General features: G+C 66.7%; 31 protein-coding genes. 22 read left to right on the top strand and 9 right to left on the bottom strand.

The window, feature by feature from the left end:
• Nucleotides 1–21: 21 nt before the first annotated feature.
• The 13 genes from motA to J2W22_RS20945 all read left to right on the top strand — a co-directional run bounded on the left by motA (nt 22) and on the right by J2W22_RS20945 (nt 9,457).
• On the top strand, nt 22–906 hold the full coding sequence (gene motA / locus J2W22_RS21005) for a flagellar motor stator protein MotA (protein ID WP_307120228.1): 885 nt from the start codon (nt 22–24) through the stop codon (nt 904–906).
• Complete coding sequence (locus tag J2W22_RS21000; RefSeq protein ID WP_307120227.1) at nt 881–1,198, top strand: STAS domain-containing protein; 318 nt, start codon at nt 881–883, stop codon at nt 1,196–1,198. The genes motA and J2W22_RS21000 overlap by 26 nt, the downstream gene beginning before the upstream one ends.
• Entirely contained in the window at nt 1,195–1,560 is a 366-nt protein-coding gene (locus tag J2W22_RS20995; RefSeq protein ID WP_183998053.1) for a response regulator, read from the top strand. Before J2W22_RS21000 ends, J2W22_RS20995 begins: the two co-directional genes overlap by 4 nt.
• Nucleotides 1,557–3,752, top strand: a complete 2,196-nt coding sequence (locus J2W22_RS20990) for a chemotaxis protein CheA (protein WP_307120226.1) — start codon at nt 1,557–1,559, stop codon at nt 3,750–3,752. Before J2W22_RS20995 ends, J2W22_RS20990 begins: the two co-directional genes overlap by 4 nt.
• Nucleotides 3,749–4,246: a chemotaxis protein CheW gene (locus J2W22_RS20985; protein WP_307120225.1), complete on the top strand. Its 498-nt coding sequence runs from the start codon at nt 3,749–3,751 to the stop codon at nt 4,244–4,246. The genes J2W22_RS20990 and J2W22_RS20985 overlap by 4 nt, the downstream gene beginning before the upstream one ends.
• Nucleotides 4,243–5,124, top strand: a complete 882-nt coding sequence (locus J2W22_RS20980) for a CheR family methyltransferase (RefSeq protein ID WP_307120224.1) — start codon at nt 4,243–4,245, stop codon at nt 5,122–5,124. The genes J2W22_RS20985 and J2W22_RS20980 overlap by 4 nt, the downstream gene beginning before the upstream one ends.
• Nucleotides 5,124–6,161 (top strand): protein-glutamate methylesterase/protein-glutamine glutaminase, encoded by a 1,038-nt coding sequence (locus J2W22_RS20975; RefSeq protein ID WP_307120223.1) that lies wholly within the window; start codon nt 5,124–5,126, stop codon nt 6,159–6,161. Before J2W22_RS20980 ends, J2W22_RS20975 begins: the two co-directional genes overlap by 1 nt.
• Nucleotides 6,161–6,550 (top strand): response regulator, encoded by a 390-nt coding sequence (locus tag J2W22_RS20970; RefSeq protein ID WP_183998045.1) that lies wholly within the window; start codon nt 6,161–6,163, stop codon nt 6,548–6,550. Before J2W22_RS20975 ends, J2W22_RS20970 begins: the two co-directional genes overlap by 1 nt.
• Nucleotides 6,550–7,074, top strand: coding sequence for a chemotaxis protein CheD (locus tag J2W22_RS20965; RefSeq protein ID WP_307120222.1), 525 nt, complete (start codon nt 6,550–6,552; stop codon nt 7,072–7,074). Before J2W22_RS20970 ends, J2W22_RS20965 begins: the two co-directional genes overlap by 1 nt.
• Nucleotides 7,074–7,448: a hypothetical protein gene (locus J2W22_RS20960; RefSeq protein ID WP_307120221.1), complete on the top strand. Its 375-nt coding sequence runs from the start codon at nt 7,074–7,076 to the stop codon at nt 7,446–7,448. Before J2W22_RS20965 ends, J2W22_RS20960 begins: the two co-directional genes overlap by 1 nt.
• A complete protein-coding gene (locus tag J2W22_RS20955; RefSeq protein WP_307120220.1) occupies nt 7,429–8,280 on the top strand; it encodes a flagellar motor protein MotB in 852 nt (283 codons plus the stop codon). Before J2W22_RS20960 ends, J2W22_RS20955 begins: the two co-directional genes overlap by 20 nt.
• A 10-nt stretch (nt 8,281–8,290) precedes the next feature.
• Nucleotides 8,291–8,737, top strand: coding sequence for a hypothetical protein (locus J2W22_RS20950; protein WP_307120219.1), 447 nt, complete (start codon nt 8,291–8,293; stop codon nt 8,735–8,737).
• A 102-nt stretch (nt 8,738–8,839) separates the two neighbouring features.
• On the top strand, nt 8,840–9,457 hold the full coding sequence (locus tag J2W22_RS20945) for a PilZ domain-containing protein (protein WP_307120218.1): 618 nt from the start codon (nt 8,840–8,842) through the stop codon (nt 9,455–9,457).
• A 9-nt stretch (nt 9,458–9,466) separates the two neighbouring features.
• Here the strand turns inward: J2W22_RS20945 and J2W22_RS20940 are convergent, their stop codons facing one another.
• A complete protein-coding gene (locus tag J2W22_RS20940; protein WP_307120217.1) occupies nt 9,467–10,498 on the bottom strand; it encodes an SDR family oxidoreductase in 1,032 nt (343 codons plus the stop codon).
• Between the two features lie 80 nt (nt 10,499–10,578).
• Here J2W22_RS20940 and J2W22_RS20935 point away from each other — a divergent pair, with 80 nt between their 5' ends.
• On the top strand, nt 10,579–11,190 hold the full coding sequence (locus J2W22_RS20935; RefSeq protein ID WP_307120216.1) for a TetR/AcrR family transcriptional regulator: 612 nt from the start codon (nt 10,579–10,581) through the stop codon (nt 11,188–11,190).
• A 57-nt stretch (nt 11,191–11,247) separates the two neighbouring features.
• On the opposite strand, the gene fliP is transcribed toward J2W22_RS20935, so the two are convergent.
• Genes fliP through J2W22_RS20920 form a run of 3 tightly spaced genes read right to left on the bottom strand, consistent with a single transcriptional unit; the run spans nt 11,248 to nt 12,813 of the window.
• Complete coding sequence (gene fliP, locus J2W22_RS20930) at nt 11,248–11,991, bottom strand: flagellar type III secretion system pore protein FliP (protein WP_307120215.1); 744 nt, start codon at nt 11,989–11,991, stop codon at nt 11,248–11,250.
• Complete coding sequence (locus J2W22_RS20925; RefSeq protein ID WP_307120214.1) at nt 11,984–12,577, bottom strand: FliO/MopB family protein; 594 nt, start codon at nt 12,575–12,577, stop codon at nt 11,984–11,986. The genes fliP and J2W22_RS20925 overlap by 8 nt, the downstream gene beginning before the upstream one ends.
• On the bottom strand, nt 12,577–12,813 hold the full coding sequence (locus tag J2W22_RS20920; protein WP_183998025.1) for a FliM/FliN family flagellar motor switch protein: 237 nt from the start codon (nt 12,811–12,813) through the stop codon (nt 12,577–12,579). The genes J2W22_RS20925 and J2W22_RS20920 overlap by 1 nt, the downstream gene beginning before the upstream one ends.
• 116 nt (nt 12,814–12,929) lie before the next feature.
• Between J2W22_RS20920 and flgC the strand changes: the two genes are divergently transcribed.
• From flgC to flhB, 5 genes are all read left to right on the top strand, one after another.
• The gene (gene flgC, locus J2W22_RS20915) at nt 12,930–13,337 is read left to right on the top strand and encodes a flagellar basal body rod protein FlgC (RefSeq protein WP_307120213.1); all 408 of its coding nucleotides are present in this window, start codon (nt 12,930–12,932) and stop codon (nt 13,335–13,337) included.
• Nucleotides 13,338–13,349: 12 nt separating this feature from the next.
• A complete protein-coding gene (locus J2W22_RS20910) occupies nt 13,350–13,667 on the top strand; it encodes a flagellar hook-basal body complex protein FliE (protein WP_183998021.1) in 318 nt (105 codons plus the stop codon).
• Between the two features lie 85 nt (nt 13,668–13,752).
• Complete coding sequence (locus J2W22_RS20905) at nt 13,753–14,019, top strand: flagellar biosynthetic protein FliQ (RefSeq protein WP_307120212.1); 267 nt, start codon at nt 13,753–13,755, stop codon at nt 14,017–14,019.
• On the top strand, nt 14,016–14,774 hold the full coding sequence (gene fliR, locus J2W22_RS20900) for a flagellar biosynthetic protein FliR (RefSeq protein ID WP_307120211.1): 759 nt from the start codon (nt 14,016–14,018) through the stop codon (nt 14,772–14,774). The genes J2W22_RS20905 and fliR overlap by 4 nt, the downstream gene beginning before the upstream one ends.
• The gene (gene flhB, locus J2W22_RS20895; RefSeq protein WP_307120210.1) at nt 14,774–15,844 is read left to right on the top strand and encodes a flagellar biosynthesis protein FlhB; all 1,071 of its coding nucleotides are present in this window, start codon (nt 14,774–14,776) and stop codon (nt 15,842–15,844) included. The genes fliR and flhB overlap by 1 nt, the downstream gene beginning before the upstream one ends.
• A 156-nt stretch (nt 15,845–16,000) precedes the next feature.
• On the opposite strand, the gene J2W22_RS20890 is transcribed toward flhB, so the two are convergent.
• From J2W22_RS20890 to J2W22_RS20880, 3 genes are all read right to left on the bottom strand, one after another.
• Nucleotides 16,001–17,302 carry an OmpP1/FadL family transporter gene (locus tag J2W22_RS20890; RefSeq protein WP_307120209.1) on the bottom strand — a complete coding sequence of 434 codons (1,302 nt, stop codon included), beginning with the start codon at nt 17,300–17,302 and terminating at the stop codon, nt 16,001–16,003.
• Nucleotides 17,303–17,357: 55 nt separating this feature from the next.
• Nucleotides 17,358–17,771, bottom strand: a complete 414-nt coding sequence (locus J2W22_RS20885; protein ID WP_307120208.1) for a DUF2147 domain-containing protein — start codon at nt 17,769–17,771, stop codon at nt 17,358–17,360.
• Between the two features lie 185 nt (nt 17,772–17,956).
• Nucleotides 17,957–18,379 carry a flagellar assembly protein FliX gene (locus J2W22_RS20880; RefSeq protein WP_307120207.1) on the bottom strand — a complete coding sequence of 141 codons (423 nt, stop codon included), beginning with the start codon at nt 18,377–18,379 and terminating at the stop codon, nt 17,957–17,959.
• Between the two features lie 101 nt (nt 18,380–18,480).
• On the opposite strand from J2W22_RS20880, the gene J2W22_RS20875 reads away from it, so the two are divergent.
• Genes J2W22_RS20875 through J2W22_RS20865 form a run of 3 tightly spaced genes read left to right on the top strand, consistent with a single transcriptional unit; the run spans nt 18,481 to nt 20,290 of the window.
• Nucleotides 18,481–19,563, top strand: coding sequence for a flagellar basal body P-ring protein FlgI (locus J2W22_RS20875; RefSeq protein WP_307120206.1), 1,083 nt, complete (start codon nt 18,481–18,483; stop codon nt 19,561–19,563).
• Nucleotides 19,563–19,865, top strand: coding sequence for a rod-binding protein (locus J2W22_RS20870; RefSeq protein ID WP_307120695.1), 303 nt, complete (start codon nt 19,563–19,565; stop codon nt 19,863–19,865). The genes J2W22_RS20875 and J2W22_RS20870 overlap by 1 nt, the downstream gene beginning before the upstream one ends.
• Nucleotides 19,865–20,290, top strand: a complete 426-nt coding sequence (locus J2W22_RS20865; RefSeq protein ID WP_307120205.1) for a flagellar protein FlgN — start codon at nt 19,865–19,867, stop codon at nt 20,288–20,290. The genes J2W22_RS20870 and J2W22_RS20865 overlap by 1 nt, the downstream gene beginning before the upstream one ends.
• A 515-nt stretch (nt 20,291–20,805) precedes the next feature.
• On the opposite strand, the gene J2W22_RS20860 is transcribed toward J2W22_RS20865, so the two are convergent.
• Together J2W22_RS20860 and J2W22_RS20855 are read right to left on the bottom strand one after the other, a co-directional pair.
• Nucleotides 20,806–21,210 (bottom strand): flagellar basal body protein, encoded by a 405-nt coding sequence (locus tag J2W22_RS20860; protein ID WP_307120204.1) that lies wholly within the window; start codon nt 21,208–21,210, stop codon nt 20,806–20,808.
• 3 nt (nt 21,211–21,213) lie between these two features.
• Nucleotides 21,214–23,940, bottom strand: a complete 2,727-nt coding sequence (locus J2W22_RS20855) for a hypothetical protein (RefSeq protein ID WP_307120203.1) — start codon at nt 23,938–23,940, stop codon at nt 21,214–21,216.
• Nucleotides 23,941–23,971 lie beyond the last annotated feature (31 nt).

Raw genomic sequence — 23,971 nt, 5'->3', positions numbered from 1 at the left:
AGGGACATCGGGCGAACCGCCATGCTAAACGGCGTAGGTTTCATCATCATTCTCGTTTGCGTGTTCGGCAGCTTCATGATGTCGGGCGGCAAGTTCGAGATCATCTCGCATGCGTTGCCGCACGAGATGATGGCGATCGCAGGGGCCTCCATCGGGGCCTTCATCGTCGCCAATTCGATGTCGACGGTAAAGAAGGCCGGCGCGGGCATCATGCGCTCGTTCAAGGGCGGCAAGTGGAAGGCGCAGGACTATAAGGACCTGCTCACCCTGATGTTCACCGTGCTCTCCACCTTCAAGAAGGGTGGCGCCACGGCGCTCGAGCCGCACCTGGACAAGCCGGAGGAGAGCAATCTCTTCACGCCTTATCCGCGCCTGCTCAAGGACCATCACCTGATCGAGTTCATCTGCGACTATCTGCGCATGATGACGGTCAACTTCGAGGACCCGCATCAGATCGAGGCCGCGATGGACGCGGACATCGAGAAGCATCACCACGAAGAGGCCGGCCCGCAGCACGCGCTCCAGATCATGGCCGATGGCCTGCCCGCGATCGGCATCGTCGCCGCGGTTCTCGGCGTCATCAAGACCATGGGCTCGATCGACCAGCCAACCGAGATCCTCGGCGCGATGATCGGCGGCGCGCTCGTCGGTACCTTCCTGGGCGTTCTGCTGAGCTACTGCGTGGTGGGTCCGCTCGCCGCCAAGCTGCTCGAGACGATCGAGGCCGACGGCAAGCCCTATTCGATCGTGAAGACCGCGATCGTCGCCTATGCCCAGAACCAGCCGGTTCAGGTGGCGATCGAGATCGCCCGCCGCATGACCCCGTCGGCCTATTCGCCGACCTTCCAGCAACTCGAAACCGCACTTGACGAGGCCAAGAATGGACCAGCCCCTGCAGCTGCCTGACGCCGAGGAGCGCGCGCTGCGCCTCCCCGCCCATGGCACCACCGTTACGGCCGAAGACCTGCGCGTGCGCCTCGTGCTCGCCGCGGACCTCGACGACACGATCGAAATCGACGCGTCGGAAGTCGAGAGCGTCGGCCAGGCCGTCCTCCAGCTCCTCGTCGCCGCGCGCGCCGAAGCCGCGAGCAACGGTCAGCTATTCCGCATTGCCAACCCCAGCCCTGCATTTGTCGATCGCGTGAACCGCTGCCAGCTGGCTGCGGCGGTCGGCCTCGATACCGGAGACGTCCAGTGAGCAAGTTGATCCTTACCGTCGACGATTCGGCGAGCATGCGCATGCTGCTCAAGACGTCGCTGACCGCGCAGGGCTTTCGCATCGAGAGCGCCAATGACGGCGAGCACGGACTAGAGCGCATGCACGAGGTGAAGCCCGACCTGCTCATCACCGACATCAACATGCCTAAGATGGACGGATTCGAACTGATCGAGGCGGTGCGTGCGCTGAACGAGTTCCGCGGCACGCCGATCCTGGTTCTTTCGACCGAATTCTCGGACGAGAAGAAGTCGCGTGCCCGTTCGGCCGGCGCGACCGGGTGGATCACCAAGCCGTTCGAAGCCACCAAGCTGGGGGCGGCCATCCGCCGCGTGTGCCCGTGAGCGACGAACTCGACGAAATCCAGGCGATCTTCTTCGAAGAGTGCGCCGAAGGTCTGGTGACCGCCGAGCAGGGCCTTTCGGCCATGCAGGCCGGCGACGTCTCGGCCGAAGTCATCGCGGGCGTGTTCCGCGCCGTCCACTCGATCAAGGGCGGTGCCGGCGCGTTCGGCCATGCCGACCTGACCGCCTTCGCGCACAAGTTCGAGAACGTCCTCGACGAAGTGCGCGGTGGCAAGATCCCGCCGAGCCCCGGCGTGGTCAAGGTCATGCTGAGCGCCTTCGACATCCTGACGGACCATGTCGAATCCGCCAAGGGCCTGGCCCCGCGCCCGGCCGACGAGGCCGCGCTGGCCGCGCTCGAGCAGGTTCTCGCCAACAAGGGTGCCGATGACGGTGCGCCCGCCGCTGCCCCGGCCCCCGCGCCGGTCGCGGTCGAGGCTCCGGCCGCCCCCGCTCCCGCCGCGGAAGCGGACGAGTTCGGCTTCGTGCCGATGGCCGTGTCGCTCGACGATTTCGACGCGCCTGCCGAGGCTCCGGCCGCGGACGCCTGGTGGATCGTCACCTTCAAGCCGTCGCGCGCCGCGCTCGCCAATGCCGGCGAGCCGCTGCTGATCATCCGCGAGCTCGAGACGCTCGGCGCCGAGATCCTCTCGGTCGACACCGAGACGGTGCCGCCGCTGCGCGACCTCGATCCCGAGGATGCCTATTTCACCTGGACGCTGCGCGTGCCGGGCGAGGTCGCCGAGGGCGACATCAACGACTGCTTCGACTTCGTCGCGCCGGATTCGCTCGTCGAGGTCCGCCGTGACGAAGCCCCTGCCCCGGCCGCCGCGCCGGTGGCCGAGGCCCCCGCCGCCGACACCGGCGCCGACGAGTTCGGCTTCGTGCCGGTGAGCGCTCCGATCGAGGACTTCGCCGCCGAGATGCAGCGCGTCGTCGAGACGATCGCCGCGGCGTCGCCGCCGATCGGCAGCGTCGAGACGCCGTCCATCGCCCCCAAGGCGGGCGGCGACGCGGCCCAGCAGACGATCCGCGTGGATCTCGGCAAGCTCGACCTGCTGCTCAACCTGGTCGGCGAGCTGGTGATCCGCAACTCGATCCTGGCCGACCGGCTGTCGCCGGCCGATCGCCAGCGCGTGGAACTCCCGGAACTGGCCCGCCTGACGCGCCAGATCCAGGACAATGTCATGTCGCTGCGCGCCCAGCCGATCAAGCAGGCCTTCAGCCGCGTGCCGCGCATGCTGCGCGACCTCTCGGTCGAAACCGGCAAGACGATCAACCTCGAGACGTACGGTGAGACCACCGAAGTCGACAAGGGTGTGATCGAGAAGATCGGCGATCCGCTGACCCACATGATCCGCAACGCCGCGGACCATGGCCTCGAGAGCGCCGAAGAGCGCATCGCGGCGGGCAAGGATCCGGCCGGCACGATCAAGCTCTCGGCCGAGCAGCGCGGCGCGCGCATCTTCGTGCGCGTCCAGGACAATGGCCGCGGCATCAACCGCGAGCGCGTCAAGGCCAAGGCGATCGAGAAGGGCATCATCAGCGCCGACGCGGTCCTCTCCAACGAGGAAATCGACCAGCTGATCTGCGCGCCGGGCTTCTCGACCGCGGAGACCATCTCGAACATCTCGGGTCGCGGCGTGGGCATGGACGTGGTCCGCTCGAACGTCGAGGCGCTGGGCGGCCGCGTGGAAATCCACTCGGTCCCGGGCGAAGGCACCACCTTCACGATGATCCTGCCTCTCACCCTGGCGATCCTGGACGGCATGATCGTCCGCCTCGCCGGCCAGCGCTTCGTGCTGCCGCTCGCGCATGTGCTCGAGACGGTCCAGCCCGAGCCGGGCCAGGTGAAGCGCACCTCGCCGGACAGCGAAGTGATCGACATGCGCGGCGAATATGTGCCGGTGAAGCGTGCGACGGAGATCTTCGGCCTCAACGACGACCGCGCGGTCGAGGACAGCCTCGTCGTGATCGTCGAGAGCGAGGCGCACGGCAAGGTCGGCCTGGTCGTCGATACCATCGATGACCGCCGCGAAGTGGTGATCAAGAGCCTCGACCAGAACCTGCACCCGATCCGCGGCCTGGGCGGCGCCACCATCCTGGGTGACGGCTCGATCGCACTGATCCTCGACATCGAGGCGCTCGTCGCCTCCACCAACCGCTACACGCCCAAAGGAATGGCAGCATGACCGACACCAACGACAACGCCGGTACCGACCGCAAGATCGTTACCTTCTCGCTCGCCCAGCAGACCTTCGGGATCGACATGCGCGCGCTGATCGAGATCCGTGAATGGGACGAGCCGACCCCGCTCCCCAACGTTCCGGGCTTCATCAAGGGCGTGACCAACCTGCGCGGCAACGTGATCCCGGTGGTCGGCCTGGCCGAGCGCCTGGGCTGGGAGCCGAGCGCGATCCATGCCCGCTCCTGCGTGCTGGTCGTCAACATCGCGGGCAAGCAGGCCGGCTTCCTGGTCGACGAAGTCAACGACATCGTCGCGATCGGCGAGACCGAGATCCAGCCGGCCCCCGAGGTCGAGACGATCGAGCCCAGCGTGATCGCCGGCCTGGTCCGCATCGCCACGCGCCAGAAGGACGGCACCCGGGACGAGAAGGGCACCATGGTGCTGCTGCTCGACCTCGACGCGCTGAGCCTGACCAAGCACCTGGATCTCGCAGCGTGACCGCCGCCGGGGGCGCCCTGGCGCCTGCCGGCGTCGCATCGGCCATGTCGGCAGCGAGCAACGCGGAGCTCACGCCCCGCGACTTCGCCGCCATCGCCGCGATCATGCACGAGGATGCGCGCATCGCGTTGAGCGAGGCGAAGACCACGCTCGTCCAGTCGCGCCTTGGGCGCCGGCTGCGCGAGCATGGCCTGGCCAAGTTCTCCGAATATGTCGCGCTCGTGCAGAGCGACCCGGTGGAACGCCATGCGATGGTGGTGGCGCTGACCACCAACCACACGCATTTCTTCCGCGAACCGCACCACTTCGATCATTTCCGCGAGACCGTCCTGCCCGTGCTCAAGCGCAAGCAGGGCCCGGTGCGGATCTGGTCGGCGGGCTGCTCGTCGGGCGAGGAGGTCTACACGATCGCCATGTGCCTGCTGGGTACGGACCGCACGTCCGCATCCTGGCTGCGCAACGCCGATGTCCGCCTGCTGGCGACCGACATCGCGCCGCACGTGGTGGAATCGGTGCGTCGCGGCTTCTATGCCGACAATGTCGCCGAAGCCGTGCCCGAGCCCTATCGCAGCCTGTGGATGAAGCCCGTGCAGGGTGGCTACCAGATGGCCGAGGAGGCACGCTCGCTGGTGACCGCCAAGGTGCTCAACCTGTTCGAGCCCTGGCCGCTCAAGGCCGCGTACGACGTGATCTTCTGCCGTAACGTGATGATCTATTTCGGAGATCCCGCGAAGGAAGAGCTGGAGGCGGGCTTCGTCAACCAGCTGGCTCCGGGCGCGCACCTCTATATCGGTCATTCCGAGCGGCTGATCGGCCCGGCGGCGCGCCACATGCGTTCCTGCGGGCACACCATCTACCAGAAGCCGGAGATACACTGATGGCGCCGGTACGCACGCTGATCGTCGACGACAGCGCCTCGATGCGCGCGACGCTCAACCGCATGCTCTCCGCCGATCCCGCCATCGAGGTGGTCGGCATGGCCCCCGAACCGTTCGCGGCGCGGGAGATGATCAAGACGCTCAACCCCGACGTGCTGACGCTCGACGTCGAGATGCCGGGAATGGACGGGCTGTCGTTCCTCGAGCGCATCATGCGCCTCCGGCCGATGCCGGTGGTGATGTGCTCGACGCTGACCGCCCGCGGTGCGGAAGTGACGATCGAGGCGCTCCGCCTAGGCGCGGTCGACTATGTCACCAAGCCCAGCGGCACGCCCGAGGACATCGAGCGCGACGCGGTGCTGCTCTGCGAGAAGGTCAAGGCGGCCGCCCGTTCGGTCGCTCGCGCCGGGCCGCAGCGCCTGCCCGTCCAGCCGACCATCGCCGCCGGCGCGGTCGGCGAGCGGATCATCGCGATCGGCTCGTCCACGGGCGGCGTCGAGGCGCTGTTCTCGCTGCTCCCTGCCCTGCCGGAGAACTGCCCGCCGGTGCTGATCGTCCAGCACATGCCGGCCGCCTTCACGCGCAATTTCGCGGAGCGGCTGAACGGCGAATGCCGGGTCCAGGTTGTGGAAGCTACGGATGGCGCGCCGGTCCTGCCGGGAACCGTCTATATTGCTCCTGGGGGGCAGCGCCACATGGAGCTGCGCGGCGGCATCCGTGGCCATATCAAGCTGCGGGACGGCGACCCCGTCTCCGGCCACCGGCCCTCGGTGGACACGCTGTTCAACTCGGTGGCGCCGCTAGGCAAAGCCGCGGTGGGCGTGATCCTCACCGGCATGGGTGCCGATGGTGCGCAGGGCCTGCTGGCCATGCGCCAGGCCGGGGCCCGCACTTTGGGCCAGAGCAGGGAAACCTGCGTGGTCTGGGGAATGCCGCGCTCGGCAAAGGAGCTGGGTGCGGTGGAACATGAAGTTGGTTTGTCGGGCATGCCTGAGGCGATCCTCAAGGCCTGCCGAGAGAAGATTGGGAGCGTCTGATGCCTGCTGCTGCAGCGATCAAGGTGATGGTGGTCGATGACCAGACCAGCATGCGCGCGATGATCCGTCGCGCGCTACAGGATCTCGGGTTCAAGGACGTGCGTGACAAGCCCAGCGCCCCGGAAGCGCTGGCGGCGGTCAAGGCTGACCGCGTCCATCTGATCATCTCCGATTACAACATGCCGGAAATGGACGGCCTCCAGTTCCTGGAAGCGGTCCGCACCGACGCGGTGATCGGCAAGACGGTGTTCATCATGCTCACCGGCTCGTCGGACAAGGAGATCGTCCAGAAGGCCGCGGCCCTTGGCGTGAACAACTATGTCGTGAAGCCCTTCGCGCCGGCTGCGCTGAAGGAGAAGATCGAGCGCGTCTTCGGCGAGCTGACCTGATGCGCCGCGTCTCGATCGTACAGGGCGAGAATGCGATCGTGGCCGAGCCGGGCGTCGTCGTTTCGACGCTGCTCGGCAGCTGTGTCGCCGCATGTCTCTACGATCCCGTAGCCAAGGTGGGTGGGATGAACCACTTCCTCCTCGGCGAACCGGGCGCGGACCAACGCGTCTCCGCCGGAGACATGCAGCGCTATGGCGTTCATGCCATGGAGCTTCTCATCAATGGGCTGATGGCGCGGGGCGCGATGCGCACCCGGCTGAAGGCTCATCTGTATGGCGGCGGCAACATCGTTTCCGGTCTGGGCGGCATCGGGACCGCGAACGCGGCGTTCGCGCGCCGCTTCATGGCGGACGAAGGCATCGAGGTCGCGCACACCGATCTCGGCGGCACTTCGGCGCGCAAGGTCGAGTTCCTGCCCCACGAGGGCAAGAGCCGCTGCACCAAGGTGGCGGACCGCGTTCCCGATCGCCCGCCCGTCCCCGTCAACCTGCCGCCCGCCGGCGGAGACCTGGAGCTTTTCTGATGTCGTGTATGCCCGTGCCCGCCCAGCCCTTTCAGGCCGAGCCGTTGCCTGGCTACGACCCCCATGCGGGCATGCTCCACAGCGTGATCGCCAGCGAGTTGCGCGAGATGCGCGAGATGCTCGAGCGGCTGGCCGAAGTGCTCGTCGCCGACGAACAGTTCGCGCACGACCATATCGAGCAGCTCCAGTCGTTCGACTATCTGATCCAGCACACCGACGAGTGCGCGAATCTGCTCGAGCGGATCGCCGGTGGCGAGGACTCGCTGAGCGCCATCAACCACGTCCGCCTCGCCGAGGTGCAGGAACGGCTGCGCGACGCGCTGTCGATGAACGAAAGCTTCGGGGGTAAGTGGCATGGCTTCGATTCCGAATGATCGTCCGATCGTCATCAAGCGGGTCAAGAAGGTCGCCGGCGCCCATCATGGCGGCGCCTGGAAGGTCGCGTACGCCGACTTCGTGACCGCGATGATGGCGTTCTTCATGCTGCTCTGGCTGATCGCCAATCCCGACAAGCAGCGGCTGAAGGGCCTTGCCGCCTATTTCTCGCCGACGATCTCGGACACCGCGCCCTCGACCCCGGTCATGGGCACCTCCGAAGGCGCCGGCGGCCAGGCCCGCCGCTCGTCGAACGACAGCAGCCGCGCCAACGGCACCCCGACCACCGAGGCGGCGACCAACGGCGCCTCGCGCGGCGGCACCGCCAATGTGCCCGACACCTCGATGCGCGTCCTCGCCAGCGAACTGCAGGTCGCGCTCGACAGCGTGCCGCAGGACCAGGGCCGCAAGAACGTGCAGCTCGAATCCGATCGCAGCGGCATGCGCATCACGCTGATGGACACCGACAAGCAGTCGATGTTCCGGCCCGGCACCGCCGAGCTCAACCCCTTCGCCCGCTCGCTGCTTGCCAAGACCGCGGCCAAGCTCGCCCAGCAGGGCGGCCAGATCGCGATCGAGGGGCATACCGATGCCTCGGGCGGCGGCCAGAGCGATGCCAACTGGCAGCTTTCCGGGGCGCGCGCGCTCGCCGCGCGCCAAGCGATGATCGCCTCGGGCATGACGCCCGACCGCTTCGCCGAGATCGTCGCCATGGGCGGCACCCGCCCGGTCTTCCCGGGCCAGCCCGATCGGCCGGAGAACCGGCGCATCACCATCGTCCTGAAGGCGGAAGCCTCGTCGCTTCCGACCGACAGCAGCTTCAAGTTCTGAGTATCGCACCATGAAGAAGATGCTGTTCCTGATCGTCGTGGTGCTGGCCGGTCTCGGCCTGGGCGGCGGCGCCGCGCTTGCCACGTTGGTGGTGCTCGGCCCCCGCCCCGCCCAGGCGGCCAGGGCGCCGGCGGAAGAGGTGGAGACGGTGTTCGTGCCGGTCGACAAGCTGCTCGCGCCTTTGGTCTCGGCCGAGGACGGGCGGCTGACCGGCTATGTCCAGTTCCAGTTCAACCTCGAGGTTCCCAGGGACAAGTCCCCGGACGTGACCAAGCGCCTGCCGCTGCTGCTGCACGCGATCAACATGCGCACCTTCAAGACGCCGCTGGCCGCCGGCAAGGACGGACTGCTGCCCAGCCTCGACCAGTTCCGCAAGGTCGTCGAAGCCGCCGCGCCCGAGGCGTTCGGCGCCGGCGTGGTGCGCAAGGTCGCGATCACCCAGGCTACGCCCGCCTAAATCCTGCTTCTGCGTAAACTACGTAATTTACGTGGTTAACGCCCGGCCGGGCGCTCGTCCTCCCTATAAAACAGGCAGGACCAATTATTCACCGAGGACATTGTGGAAGCCATCCCCGCCAGCGCAGCCGAGACTCGCGAAGAGTGGATCGAGCGTGCCCCGCGGGCGGTCGCCACGCTCCTCGTCGGCAAGCTCAGCCATGAGGGCAATCCCGGCCAGCTCTGCCGCGTCCGCAACATCTCCGAGCACGGCATGCAGATCGACACGATCGCCTCGCTGCTGCCGGCGATGCGGATCAGCGTGGAGCTGCGCGGTGGGCAGACGCTGACGGGCGCGATCGCCTGGACCAAGGGCGGCCGCGCCGGCGTGCGCTTCGACACGCCCGCCGACGTCAACGCCATCCTCGGCAAGCCGCAGATCGAGGCAGCGACGGTCCGCCCGCGCTCGCCGCGCTTCGCTGCCGACATCCCGGCGCGGATCAGTTCCCTCGGCCGCTCGATCGACGTGGTGGTGGCCGATCTCTCCCAGGGCGGCGCGTGCCTGCGCCTCCAGCGCACCCTGCGCGCCGACAGCGAGGTGATCCTGATGATCCCGGGCCTGCCGACGCGCCGCTGCACCACGCGCTGGAGCAACGAGGAATTCGCCGGCGTCGCCTTTCACGATCCGATTTCCTATACCGAGCTCTCGGCCTGGCTGGACAGCCCCGCCGCGCGGGGCTGAACGCTTCGATCAGGCTTCGGCCTTGACCAGCCCGAGCCGCACCAGGCTCTCGCCGCTTGCGAGGATCGCTTCCTCGCGCGGACGCGGTGCCCAGCCCAGCAGCCGCTGTGCTTTCTCCCCGCTGGCATCCAGATCGCTGTCGAGCAGCGGCACGAGCGCCTTCATCGCCGGATTGGTGAGCGCCATCGAGCGGATGAGCAGGCTCGGCAGGCTCTTGGTGGACACCCGCTGGCCGGCCGCACCCATGCCCTCCTTCAGCACCTTGGCGATATCCGCCAGCAACATGCTCTTGCCTGTGGTAGCAAGGAAACGCTCGCCATTCGCGGCGGGATCGCGCATCGCCCGCAGGTGCAGATCGGCGACGTCACGGACGTCGACCACGCAGGTCCGAATCTTCGGATAGCCCGGCTGGCCGTCGAGCATTTCCTTGATCGTACGGATCGAGTGCGAATAATCGGCTCCGAGCGCCGGCCCGAGCACCATGGTGGGATTGATCGCGGCAAGCTCGAGCCCGCCGCCCTCGCGCGCGATGAAGTCCCAGGACGCACGCTCGGCGAGCGTCTTCGACTTCTGATAGGGTGCGATATTGCCGTCCAGATCGCTCCAGTCGGTTTCGACGAACGGGCGGCCGAGCGGCTCGTGCCCGGCGCCGATCGCGCCGAAGGCCGAGGTGAGCACCACGCGCTTCAAGCCCGCGTCGCAGGCGGCGCGCAGCACGCGGAGATTGCCGTCCACCGCCGGGCGCACCCAGTCCTCCTCGGTCACCTGATTGCCCGAAGGCGTGGGCGACGCACCATGGAATGCATAGGTGCAGCCCGAAGCCGCCTCGGCCCAGCCATCATCGGAATCGAGATTGGCGACGGCGAAGGACAAAAGCTCGCCCGGCTCGGCGCCGCCGGTCTTGAGGTTGGCGCGCACTTCGGCTTCGCGCGAGTGCGAGCGCACTGTGGTCTTCACCCGATAGCCAGCCTCGAACAGCGCGAGCATGCAATGCTGCGCGATAAAACCGGTTCCGCCCGTTACGAGCACCTGTTCGGTCATGCGATATCTCCAGAGAGGGCCGCGATTGCGGATTTGATATACAGTCGTATACTGAATTCCGAGAATGAGTCTACAGGTGTATGATGAAATCTGAATCATCCCCGACGAGCCGTGCCGCAAAGGCCGATGCCACCCGAGCCGCGATCCTTGCCTCCGCACGCAAGGCGTTCGCCGAACATGGCTATGACGGCGCCGGACTGCGCGGCATCGCCGAGGCCGCGGGCGTCACCGCGATGATGGTCGGGCGCTATTTCGGATCGAAGGAAGGCCTGTTCGGCGAAGTCGTCACCGACACGATGCGCGACCCGATCATCCTGTCGCAGGGGAACCTGGACCGGGCAGATCTGTCGCGCGCCTTTGCGGAGGGGCTCGTCAAGGTGACGACCCAGGGACAGACGCCGCTTGACGGCTTCCTCATCTCGTTCCGCTCGGCCGGCAGCGAGACCGCTACCCGCATCGCGCGCGAGCGTATCGCCCAGGTCCATCAGGCGACCGCGACCGCGGCGATCGCCGGAGACCATGCCTCGGAACGCGCCGCGCTGTTCCTCGCGCTGGTGGCCGGTGTCCAGATGATGCGGCAGATGCTGGAGCTTGAGCCGCTGGCCAAGGCCGAGCCCGGCGTGCTGGTCGACCTCCTGACCCCCGTCATCGCCAGCCTGATCGAGCCCGGTGCGGCGGACAGGACGCAATAAAAAGGGCGGGCGCCCCCCGGCACCCGCCCTTCTTCCCTGAACTTTGGCCGCTCCGCGCTATGTCGCGAAGCTCTTGACCAGCGACCCGGCGACCAGCGCCCAGCCATCCACCAGCACGAAGAAGATGATCTTCATCGGCAAGGATATCGTTGGTGGCGGGAGCATCATCATGCCCATCGCCATCAGCACCGCCGACACCGCCAGGTCGATGACCAGGAACGGCAGCAGCAGCAGGAAGCCGATCTCGAAGGCGCGGCGCAGCTCCGAGATCATGAAGGCTGGCGCCAGCGTGGTCAGCGGCGTCTCGGCACGGTTCTGGATCGGCTTGCCCCCCAGATCGGCGAACAGCTTGAGATCGCTGTCGCGCACTTGGCTGAGCATGAACTTCTTGAAGGGCTCGGCGGTCCGCTCGAAGGCGACCTGCTCGGTGATCTTGCCCTTGGTATAGGGATCGACGCCCTGCTCCCATGCCTTGTTGAAGGTCGGCGCCATCACGAAGAAGCTGAGGAACAGCGCCAGGCTGATGATCACCGGGTTGGGCGGGACGCCGGGCGCGCCGATGCCGGTGCGCAGCAGCGACAGCGCCACCACCATGCGGGTGAAGCTGGTGACGGTCATCAGCAGGCCCGGGGCCAGGCTGAGCACCGTCAGCATCAGCACCAGCTGGATGGCCTTGGCCGACAGCGCGCCGTCGGCACCGGTAGCTCCGCCGATGTTGATCGTCGTGCCCTTGGACTGGGCATAGGCCTCAGCCGGCGCGAGGATCAGGACGGCGACCGCCGCCGCGAGGAGCTTACGCATCGAGCGCGGCCCGGACCGCTGCGCGGTTCCACCGCGTGGTGTTGCGCTGCTCGCGGACCCGCTTCGGGGCACGCGGCGGCTGCTGGGCAGTGGCAGCGGCAACCACGGTGGTGGCACGCGCATTGCTGGTGGCGGGCGTCTTGGCGGCACGGCGCACGGCGGCCGGCAGCTCGAACTTGGTGGGAAGCTCGATCTTCGGCAGATCGATCTTCTTGGGCAGTTCGACCAGCTTGGCGAAGTTGCCGCGCAGCGCGGCGAGATCCTCGGCGAGGTTCGCGGCCGGTTCCGGCGCCTTGACCACCTCGGGCTCGACGGGCTCGGGCGCGGCGATGCCGGTCTCGATCGTCGACTGGCCCTCGGGGCCGAACATCACGAGATGCTCCATGCCGTCGCGGCGGATCAGCGCGACCGAGCGCTTGGCGTCCACCGACAGGCGCTCGACGATCTCGATCCGCTTGCGGCGCGTGTTGGACACCCGGCCCGGCAGCTTCACGTCATAGCGCTTCACGAACCACAGCGCGCCGGCAAGCATGCCGAGCACCAATCCGAGCGCACCGATGGTGCGCAGCATCGACAGGATATCCATCAGTGGCGCTGCTTCTTCACGAGCTCGGTGATCTCGAGCGACATCACTTCGCCGTCGACGAGGACGACGCCCTTCGCGACCAGTTCGTCATTCACGTACACGAGCGAGGGATCGTCCTGGCTGCTTTCCAGCGGGATCATCGCGCCGCGGCTCATCTGCAGAACCTGACGGATCGGCACATTGGCCGAGCCCAGCACGATCGACATCTCGACCATAATTCCTTCGAGCACTGACATGCGTCTTCCTTTCAGGAGGACTTATAGGAACCTTTTTTCCGTGCCCGGCGCCCACCCCGGCAATTTTTGCCTACAATGGAGGAAACGGCCCTTGCGGCCCTCTTGGAAGGACGATCATGGACCTCAAGACCTCGCTCGGCATCTCTGCCTCGGGCCTGCGCGCGCAGTCGCTGCGCATGCGCGTGATCGCGGAGAATCTGGCGAACCAGGACTCGGTTTCTGACACGCCGGGCGGCGATCCCTATCGCCGCCGCGTCGCCAGCTTCAAGGCCGAGGTCGACCGCTCGAACGGCGGCATGGGCGTGAAGGTCAAGGCGATCGAGAACGACAAGTCGGACTTCACCAAGGTCTATCAGCCCGGCCACCCGGCCGCGGACAAGGACGGCTATGTCCTCAAGCCCAATGTGAACGGCCTTATCGAAACGGCCGACATGAAGGCGGCGCAGCGCAGCTACGAAGCCAATCTCAATGCCATCGAGGCTGCCAAGAGCCTGACGATGCGCACCATCGACCTCCTCAAGTAAGGGATACAAAGAATGTCCATCGGAGCACTTGATGCGATGTCGGCCTATGGCCGCGTCGCCGGCATTGGCGGTACCAACAGCAAGACCGACCCGATCAAGTCGGGCGGCAGCGCCGGCGGCTTCGGCGCGATGGTCGAGGACATGGTCACCGGCACCGCCGACCAGCTTCGCACCGCCGAAAAGGCCTCGGCCCAGCAGGTTGCCGGCAAGGGCGACCTGATCGACGTCGTCACCGCGATCGGCGCCGCCGAGACCGCGCTCGACACGATGGTCGCCGTGCGCGACCGCGTGGTGAACGCCTATTCCGACATCATGCGGATGCAGATCTGACCGCGCTGTCCACTTCTCCTGATCCCTGGCGCTCGCCGGGGATCAGTTCGAGCCTTTCTCCGAACATGGATCGGTCCTAGTCACGATGCTGCCGTCACAGGTCATGCAGTTGGCGCAGAGCGCGCTGATGCTGGTGCTCACCGTCGCGGGTCCGCTGCTGCTGACCTCGCTGATCGTGGGCACCATCATCGGCCTGCTCCAGGCACTGACGCAGATCCAGGAAACCACGCTCACCTTCGTCCCCAAGCTGCTCGCCATGGGGCTGGTGCTGCTGTTGATGCTGCCGACGATCGGCGCGGCTCTGAACGATTTCATGACCAAGATCAGCAGCCTGATCGTGACCGGCGGATGACCCTTCCCCCCGATCTCGCCCTGCAGGCATCTGCCTTCTTCATCGTCTTCGCCCGCGTCGGCGCAGTGCTCATGCTGTTGCCCGTCTTCGGCGACGAGGCGATCCCCGGCCGTGTCCGGCTGCTGATCGCCTTCGGCCTGTCGGCGGCGATGTATGGCCTGGTCGGCGCCCCTGCCCGGGTGGCGGTGGAATCCGGCGCGGCGCTGCCCGCAGTGCTGGTCGCCGAGCTGATGACCGGGCTGGCGATGGGCATGATCGTCAAGATCCTGTTCTTCGCCGTCTCGATGGCAGGTTCGGTGATCTCCACCCAGATCGGCCTGTCCTCCGCGGTGATCTTCGATCCCGCGCAGAGCGGCAGCGCGCCGATGCTCTCCAAGTTCGTCGCCATGGCGGCAGCCTTGGTCTGCATGGGCATGCAGGTCCACCATCTCTGGCTGGGCGCGATCGTCCACAGCTATCAGAGCTTCCCGATCGGCGGCCTTCCCCCCGCGCACGACTTCGCGATGCTCGCGGTCGAGGCGATCACCCGCTCGATGGCGCTCGGGCTCAGCCTGGCCGCGCCCTTGCTCATCTACGGTATCGTCTTCAACGTCGCGCTCGGCGTCTCCGCCCGCGTGGCCCCGGCGATCCAGGTCTTCTTCATCGCCCAGCCGCTCAACCTGCTGCTCGGCATCAGCCTGGCCGCCGCCACGCTCGGCACCATGCTCACCTTCTTCGCCCAAGCCATGGGTGACGCGATGCAGGGAGGCTGGTGATGTCCGGCGACAGCGACCAGGAAGACAAGACACACGATCCTACAGACAAGAAGCTGGAGGATGCCCGCGCGAAGGGCGACGTGCCGATGGCTCCCGAGATGAAGCATGCCGCGATGTTCATCGCCATGCTTGTCGTGATGGGGGGCATGGGCACCTATACGCTCCAGCTGATGGGCAATCTGTTCGTCCGGCTATGGGGCAGCGCCGACGATTTCCGGATGGAGCCGACCGGCGCCGAGGACTTCGCGACCGGCGTGATGAGCGCGGTGGCCACCGCCCTGCTCCCGATCCTCGCCACCTTGTTCGGCATCGCGCTGCTCGGCGGCATCCTGCAGGGCCGGCCGATGCTCAGCTGGAGCCGGGTGAAGCCGAAATGGTCGAAGCTCAATCCGATGAGCGGCGCCAAGCGGCTGTTCGGCAAGCAGGCGATGGTCGAATTCGCCAAGACGCTGGCCAAGCTCTGCCTGATCGGCGGCGTGGCGGCATATCTGGCATGGCCCCATGCCGCCACGGTGGATTCGATGGTGGGCGCCGACCTGCAGCAAGTGGGCGGCGCGGCGCACGGCATCGTCTATTCGATGCTGCGCCCGATCGCGATGCTGGTGGGTGCGCTCGCCCTGTTCGACTTCGTCTGGCAGCGCCGCGCCTTCATGAAGCGGATGCGGATGAGCCTCCAGGAGATCAAGGACGAGCACAAGCAGAGCGAGGGCGATCCGCACATCAAGGGCAAGATCCGCCAGATCCAGATGCAGCGCTCGCGCAACCGCATGATGCAGAACGTGCCCAAGGCGAGCGTGGTGATCACCAACCCGACCCACTACGCCGTCGCGCTGCAATATGATCACGGCCAGATGGCCGCGCCGGTGGTGGTTGCGAAGGGCGTGGACGCAATCGCGCTCAAGATCCGCGAGATCGCGACCGAGAACAATATCCCGCTCGTCGAGAACCGTCCCCTCGCCCGCGCCCTCTATGCCAGCGCCGACCTGGATCGCCCGATCCCGGTGGAGCATTATGCCGCGGTGGCCGAGGTGATCAGCTACGTCCTGAAGATCTCGAGGAAGCGCGCCTAACCCTGCTGTTCCGTAGGCGTCACCCTGAACTTGTTTGAGGGTCCAACGTCCAACGGGCGATATCGCCGGTGGAGGGTTGGATGCTGAAACAAGTTCAGCATGACGGGAAGGATGGGTCCCGCCATCCCCGCCTGAGCAAGGATGGCGGACAAGACCTCAGAACTTCAGCCGCGCCCCGGCAGTGAGCACCACGGCGCTCGCGTTGCGCAACTCGCCATCGGTGAGGATCGGCGTCTGCGCGGCGGTGCCGGCATAGGCCGCCGTCACCCGATCGATCGGCGCGTCGGCGAAGGTGACGTAGTTGGCCGCGACGTCGAAGGCGAGCTTCTTGCTGGCCGAATAGCTGCCGCCCAGGCCAAAGTTCCAGCGGTTCGAATCCGGCACGCGAGCATCCCGCTCGCCATCACGGGTCGGGGTGAGCGCACGCTGCACGCCGGCGCGGACCGTGAGCTTAGGGCTCAGCGCATAATCGAGGCCGCCGGCATAGCTCCAGCTCGTCCGGTAATTCTCCGGGATCGCGGTGTTGAGCGGCACGCCGAGGCGGATCGCGTCGAACTTGTCCCAGCCGTAGCGGATCACCTGGGCGTTGAGCGTCAGCTTGTTCGTCGCGGCGAAGCGCACGGCGCCGATCGCCTGAGACGGCGTGAAGAAGCGCGCGGTGACGTTCGAAAGCTGGAGGTTCGAGCCGGCCAGCGGGCCGACCAATCCGGTGATTGCGAGATCGCCGGTCAGATTATGCTCGATCGAGGACTTGTAGCTCAGGCCGAGGGTGATCGGGCCGGTGTGGACCTGGGCACCGGCACTCCAGCCGGTATCCCAACCCTTGCCCTTCAGTTCCTGATGCCCGTCGGGCAGCGTCGCCAGGACATTGGGCAGCGCGTTGCCGAGGCTCGCTTCGGTATATTCGACGTTGAGGCCGATGCCGAGGCGCAGCCAGTCGGTCGGCGCGATGGCAACGGTCGGCTGGATGTCGATCGTGCGCAACCTGGTCTTGTCGGCGCTGTAGCGCGCCCAGCTGTCGGCCGGATAGTCGGTGGTAAAGCTGAAGGGCGAGGTGACCGACACACCGAAGGCGATACGGTTGGTGACCGGAATGGCGATGGCGCCCGAGGGAAGCACGCCGTTGTTGATCGGATTGCGGGTGACGCCGTTGCCGCCGATCGGCGCGGCCGGCTGGCCCGGGCGAACGATCAGCGTGCCGTTGTCGGCGACTTCGCCGTGGGGCAGGATCAGCGATGCGGAGAGCGTCGCATCCCCGTCCTCGATGCCGCCGATCGCGGCGGGGTTCCACCAGATCGAGGCGGAGCCGGTGTCGGCCGCCTCACCCGAAAAGGCGCGGCCGGCGCCGCGGGCGGACTGTTCCTGGAGGTAGAATGCCTGGGCATGGGCGGCCTGGGAGAAGCCCGCAAGCGCGATCAGCGCGCTGCCGGTGGCGAGCGAAAACTTGATGGGGGACATTGGGTAATCCTTGTACGCGGTACTGAACTCGAACGCTGGAACTCGGAAACGCGTATTAGCGCACGCGGGTCCAGGTCTGGGTACGACAGAAGGGCTTGAACACGCAGCCACGCAGATTGAGCTGGTCGTTGCCGGTCATGGTGATCTCGGCGCTGTAGGTCTTGCCGTCCTCGGCATTGTAGATCTTGCCGCCATACCAGCCGCCGCCCTGCAGCTTGAAGCCGGACAGGATCTGGAGGCCCATCAGCCGGCGGTTGCGCAGCGACGCGTCGCTGTTCCGGCCATCGGCGAGATTGGGGTTGGTACGCAGCTTGTCCGATCCGACGATCTTGCCGCAGATCGACGCGCCGCAGCGCGAGATCTCGACGATACCGTTATGGACCGGAGTCTTCCAGCGGCCGACCACGGCGTCGCCGGACTGGGGTGCGGGGGCGGCTGCGACAGCGAGCCCCAACAGCAAAGCCAACATAGGCATACTCTCCTCGAGGGGGTCTCCATGCCGCGCTCTTCCGGGCGGTCATGGGGGAAACGGTATCGCCCTTTCGAACGCGAAACCGCTGTCGCCTCACTAGGTTCCAAAAACCGGGTATGCAATTACGTTCGGATTTGAAACGGAAAAGTCGAGGATGCCGTAGCGGCAGGCAGGAGCCCGGATCAGGCCCGAAGATCGAGTTTGGCGAGCTCGACTCGGACGCGCACCTCGATGTCCGACAGGATCGAGGCCAGCACGGGGTCGTCGGAATGCTGGAAGGTCTCCGACCATTCGACGATTTCGCGCAGCCGCTCAGGCGCGACGACGCCGGCGACCAGCTCGCGGTGGAGGCCGTCGAGCATGTCGATGCCGCGCTGCGCGTCGACCGCCTGCTTGCGGCGGCGCTCGATCCCGGGATCGGCGGCGGCGAGCGTGACGAGCATCGCGACCGAGGGGTTGAGCGCCTGTGCGGCGCCGGTGCCCTGCGGCATGGGCGCAGGTGCGGCGAGCGCCTCGCCCTCCTTCACCGAGAAGCCGGACGCGACCTTGGGCAGCGCGGCCATCAGGCTACGCAGCAGGGGCGCTTGCAGGTTCTCGATACGCACGAAATCTCGTCCTCGGGCACTTTTTGCCTACCTCCATTCTATAAGAGAATTATCGGAAATTTTCCAGTTCCAGGGGTTATATGCTGCGCTTCGCCGCTCCCATGATCGCCCTGCTCCTGAGCATGGGGCTAGCGCCCTCGGCAATGGCCCAGACGCGGATCAAGGACGTGATCAATGTCGAGAACGTCCGCGACAACCAGCTCGTAGGCTATGGCCTCGTCGTCGGCCTGGCCGGCACGGGCGATCGCCTGCGCAACACGCCGTTCACCGAAGAGTCGATGCAGGCGATGCTTGAGCGGATGGGTGTGAACATCCGTGGCACCGAGATGAAGACGCAGAACGTCGCGGCCGTCTCGATCACCGCGACGATGCCGCCCTTCTCGCGCTCCGGCTCGCGGATCGACGTCCAGGTCTCGGCGCTGGGCGATGCGACCAGCCTGCAGGGCGGGACGCTGATCGTCTCCTCGCTGCGCGGCCTCGACGGCGAGATCTACGCCGTCGCCCAGGGCAATGTCGCCGTCTCCGGCTTCAAGGCGCAGGGCGCGGCGGCCAATGTGAGCCGCGGCGTGACCACCTCGGCGCGCATCGCCGGCGGCGCGATCATCGAGCGCGAGGTTCCCTATTCGCTGCTCTCGGCCAACAGCCTGAAGCTCGCCCTCAAGAACCCCGACTTCGCCACCGCCGACCGCATCGCCGCGGCGATCAACGGCAGGTACCCCGGCAGCGCCACGGTACTCGACCCGGCGACGGTGCAGCTGACCCCGGGCCAGAACTTCGTCGGCAACGTGATCGACCTGGTCACCCGCATCGGCGAGCTGCAGATCAAGGTCGACCAGCCGGCCCGCGTCGTCATCAACGAGGCCTCGGGCACGGTCGTGATGAACGCCGATGTCCGCATCACCCCGGTGGCGATCGCCCAGGGCGGGCTGACCATCACGGTGACCGAGAGCCCGCAGGTCTCGCAGCCCGCGCCCTTCTCCAACGGCCAGACCACGGTGGTCCCGCGCACCAATGTGCAGGTCGACGACGGCAATGGCGCCAGCCTCGCCATGATCGACGGTGCCAGCCTGCAGACGCTGGTGAGCGGGCTCAACACGCTGGGCGTCAGCCCGCGCGACCTGATCACCATCCTTCAGGCGATCAAGACCGCCGGCGCCCTACAGGCCGATATCGAGGTACAGTGATGCAGAACGTGACCAATGCGCCGGGCCCCCAGGTCCCGGCCACCACGACCAATCCCAAACTCGACGCCAAGAACCGCGAGACCGCGAAGAATTTCGAGGCGGTGTTCCTCGGCCAGATGACCCAGATCATGCTCGAGAGCGTGCCGCAGGGCGAAGGCGAATTCTCCGGCGGGCATGGCGAAGAGATGTTCCGCGGCATCATGGCCGAGAAGCTCGGCGCCTCCATCGCCGACCGGGGCGGGATCGGCCTGGCGCCGGTCGTGCTCGACCAGATCATCAAGCTCCAACAGGGTAACAAATAATGACCGAGCAGCTCATCGACGCGATGGTGTCCCTCACCCACATCATGGAGGAGGAAAGCGAGCAGCTGGCCAAGGCCCCCTATTTCCCCGAGCTTCCCGAGATCGCCGCGGTCAAGCTGCGCCTCACCGGCCGGATCGAGGCCGAGGTGGCGCGGATGAAGCGCGAGGCGCCGGACGACTGGGCCGAGCGGCTGGCCCCCGAAGCGCGCGAGCAGCTCGCCGAGGCGAGCCGTTGCCTGCGCGACGCCTCGAGCGTCAACGCCCAGATCCTCAAGCGCCAGATCGAGCTTTCGACCGAGATGATGGGCGCGATCGCCGCCGAGGCGCAGCGCCTGACCGGCACCCGCAACACCGTCTATGGCGCATGCGGCGCCCTGGCGGCGAGCGAGGCCCCGGCCCCGATCTCGATCAACGCGCGGCTGTAAGCGGCGCCCAAAGTACACGAAGTACACGCCAAAGCGCGTTTCTCGCGGTTGGGGTTCGTCCTACGCTGCGGGTGAGCGCCGGCGCGGAAAGTCACAAAGGCCCGGCACCCACCACAGCGTGGGGGTCGGGCTTTTTTGTTTGGATCTTGCGGGCGTGTGGGTGAGCGCGTGTCCTATGTTTCCTACCGGCCTGGGAGCGGCACGCTCCTTTCCCCGGCGAAGGCCGGGGTCCAGACTTGAAAGTCACGCGCCGGTTGGCGCGTCTTCTACACGCACTGTTTAGTCTGGGCCCCGGCCTTCGCCGGGGAAAGGAAGGGTTAGCCCCAATCCGTCACCCCGGCCCTGTGCCGGGGTTCACCGTGAGGCAAGTGCAGACCGAGAAGCGATAGCGCAGCCTTCGCGGCACAGTGGATCCCGGCACAAGGCCGGGATGACGAAATAAAGACCGCCCCGCCAACAAGAAAGGCCCGCGATTGCTCGCGGGCCTTTGCTTTTCCATCTGCTGGGAGGTCGACTTACTTCCCCACGGCGATCTTCAGCATGTTGATCTGCTTGCGGTAGAGGTTGGTCATCGCGGTGAAGTCCGCCTGGACCTGGCCGAGCTTGAGCAGTTGGTCTTCGAGCGTGACGTTGTTGCCGTCGGGCTTGGTCTCGCTGATGTCCTTGTCGAGCACAATACCGGCGCCGGCCGGCTGGATCGCGCCCAGGCCCTTCATCCCCGCGGTCAGCTGGACGCGCGGCTTGGCGATCGAGATGCCGCTGCTGCTGCCGACCAGATCGGAGAAATCGGCGTTCTCGACCGTGCGCGCCTTGAAGCCCGGCGTCTCGCTATTGGCGATGTTCTGGGCGATCACGCGCTGGCGATCGGAGAGATTGTCCATCTGGCGGCGGATGCCGGCGAGAATCGGGGGCATGTCCATGGATCAGAATCCGTAGGTGGAGGGAGTGGAGCTGGTCAGGCGATCGAGCGCCGCCTGGTAGTTGGCGAGCTGGGCATTCACGATCGCGGTGCTTTCGGTGCCCGTCGCGGAATTGCGCTTGGTGCCGTCGACGATCGTCGCCTTGCCATCGTCCCAGTAGAGCGAGCGATAGGCGGTCTGCGTCATCGAGATCGCATCCTTGATCTTGCCGAGCGCGACCTTGGCCATGTCGACATTGGCCAGGCTGAGCCCTTCGCCCAGATCGAGGCCGAAATTGCCGCCCGGGCGCACCTTGGGGGCGCTGCTCGATACGGGCGCCGGGCTGGAGATGCGCTGCGGCTCGATGCCGAGCTTGGCGAGCGCGTCAGTATCGCCGCTGCCGGGAAGAAGCTGGAGCTCGTGCCCGGACTTCATCGTGATGCGCAACTGCTGGACGCCATCGACCACGGTGGCGGTGACGGTGCCCTTCGAGGCGCCGATATTGCCCTGCAGGCGAGTGGCGATCGACTGGAGCGTATCGTCGGCAAGGATGGTGAACTTGCGGAGCGCACCGTCATCGGCCTTGAACGAGAAGGTGTCGCCGGCCTTGAGCCCGGTCTGGGTGGTCACCTTGTTCGAGGCGATCGCGTTGATCGTGCCGCGGCCGAAGCCGAGCGCCGCGACGGCGCTGGCGCCGCCGGTATCCGCCGAGACGCGGACAGGCTCGGTGCGCAGCTGCGCCTGGCCGAACTGGCTGGTGTTCTCGACCGCTCCGGTGGTGGCGTCGATCCGCGACACGAAGCCGTCGGTGGGGCCACGGCGGGTTGCCGCCAGGTCGCCGGTGGTGCGGCCGCCGGCATAGAGATCGCCGTTCATGAAGGCGATGCTGTCGACCTGATCGTCGGCCGAGGAGCCGATATAGGTGGTGCTGGCGCCGGAAAGGCTGGCGTCGATCCGCGTGACGAAGCCGTCGCGGCCGCCGCTGATCGCATTGGCCTGGCTGCCGGCAATCGCCGTCGAGGTCGCGCCACCGACACCGATCGTGCCGTCATCGGCCACGGCGAGCACGCGGGCATCGGCGGTGCCGAGATTGAGGCTGCCGAGATCGGTGGCCAGCGAATTGCCGTCGAGCTTGCGCAGCTCCGCGGTGCCGTCATGCGAGACGAGCGCGAGGAGATTGCCGTCATTGTCGACCGCGAGTGCATTGACGCTGTCGCTGCCGGCGCCGGTGATGGTGCGGCGCTCGGCGATCTTGCCGCTGGTATCGATCTTGGCGACGAAGCCGTCGCTGCCGTTGGAGATGCGGCCGCCGACATAGATCGAGCCGTCCGCGCCGACTGCGACCGCCTTGGCGGTGTCCGGGGTCGCACCGGTCGAGCGGACCACGGTGGAGAATTTCTCGTCGCCGTTCGCGGCGTATTTGGCGACGACCATGTCGCCATCGGTGGAGGCGCCGCCGAAGCTGCCGGTCACGGTGCCGGCAACTACGATGCTTCCATCGGGGGCGAGGCTTACCGCCGCGCCGGTCGAGGAGCCGGTCGCCCCCAGGCTGCGCTGCCACACGACATTGCCCGATCCGTCCACCTTGGTGAGGAACAGGTTGTTGTCGCCGTCCGACAGGTTCGCGCCAAGGTCGCCCTTGGTGGTGCCGACGATATAGGAGTTGCCCTGCGCGTCGGTGACGACCTGCGCGGCATCGGTATTGGCGTAGACGTTGCTGGTCTCGGTCTTGACCGTCTTCACCTTACCATCGAGATCGGTCGTGGTCGTGGTGATCGTGGTCGTCTTCTTGGCCGCGACATTCTGCGCGGTCGCCTGACGATCGAGCGCCTGGATCGTACCCATCGCGGTGCGCGTATTGGCACCGGTGGGGTCATCGAAGCGGAAGAGCTGGGTCGAACTGGGGGCATCGAGCGCAGTCTGGCCGGTCGCGACGACGATCGCGTCCTTGGCGTTGGTCTGGTCGAGGGTGACCTGCTCGAACCCCGTCGGGTTCGACAGGGTGAAGCCCCATTTGCCGTTCTCATTGGTGACCTTGAAGGTCGCCTTCCAGCGCGGAACCTGATTGCCATTGGCGTCGAGCTGCGGGGTGCCGTCGGTATTGAGATTGGGGATCGCCTGGATCGCGGCGTTGAACTGCGCGGCGACCGAGTCCAGCGTCGGCGGCTGGGTGCCCTGCGACAGATCGACGGTTACCGTCTGCGCGGCAACGCCGGGCTTGCTCAGCGTGATCGAGAATTGTTCGCTGCCGGTGAGGCCCGGGACCGCTTCGGTGCGCGTCTTGACCAGCCCCTTGCCTTCGGTCTCGAAGACGTTGGTCGCGACCAGCTTGTTCGACAATGCGGTCGAGGCGGGCTTGCCATAGGCAAGCGTCACCAGGTCCGACGGGGCGGTGCTCAGATAGGTCTGGAGATCGTCCATCCCCTTGAGGAAGGTCTTCTGGAGCGCGGCGCGCTGGGCGTCCGACGTGGTCTTGGCGCTTGCCGTCTCGGCCAGCACGCGCAGCTTGTCGAGCGCCTGATAGGCGGTGAAGCTGGTCTGGACGTCCTTGGGCAACAGGCTGCCGCTGGCGTCGGTGGTCGAGGGCGTGATGATCGAGCGCAGCGCAGTGATCTTGGCGACCTGGCTGGCATTGACCGGCAGCTCGTCGGTGGTCTTCCACGGCGCGACGGTGGCGGCGAGCGTGAACTGCGCCTTGGCTGCGCGCACGGCCTTGCTGTCATAGGGGATCGTCGACACCGCCGAGGTCATCGTCGAGCTCGACCCCGTCAGAATACTTAAC

Source organism: Sphingomonas kyeonggiensis (genome assembly GCF_030812785.1).
In the GTDB taxonomy this organism is placed as follows: Bacteria; Pseudomonadota; Alphaproteobacteria; order Sphingomonadales; family Sphingomonadaceae; genus Sphingomonas; species Sphingomonas kyeonggiensis_B.
The sequence above is the reverse complement of the archived record's forward strand: the minus strand, read 5'-3'. Positions and strand labels throughout refer to the sequence as shown.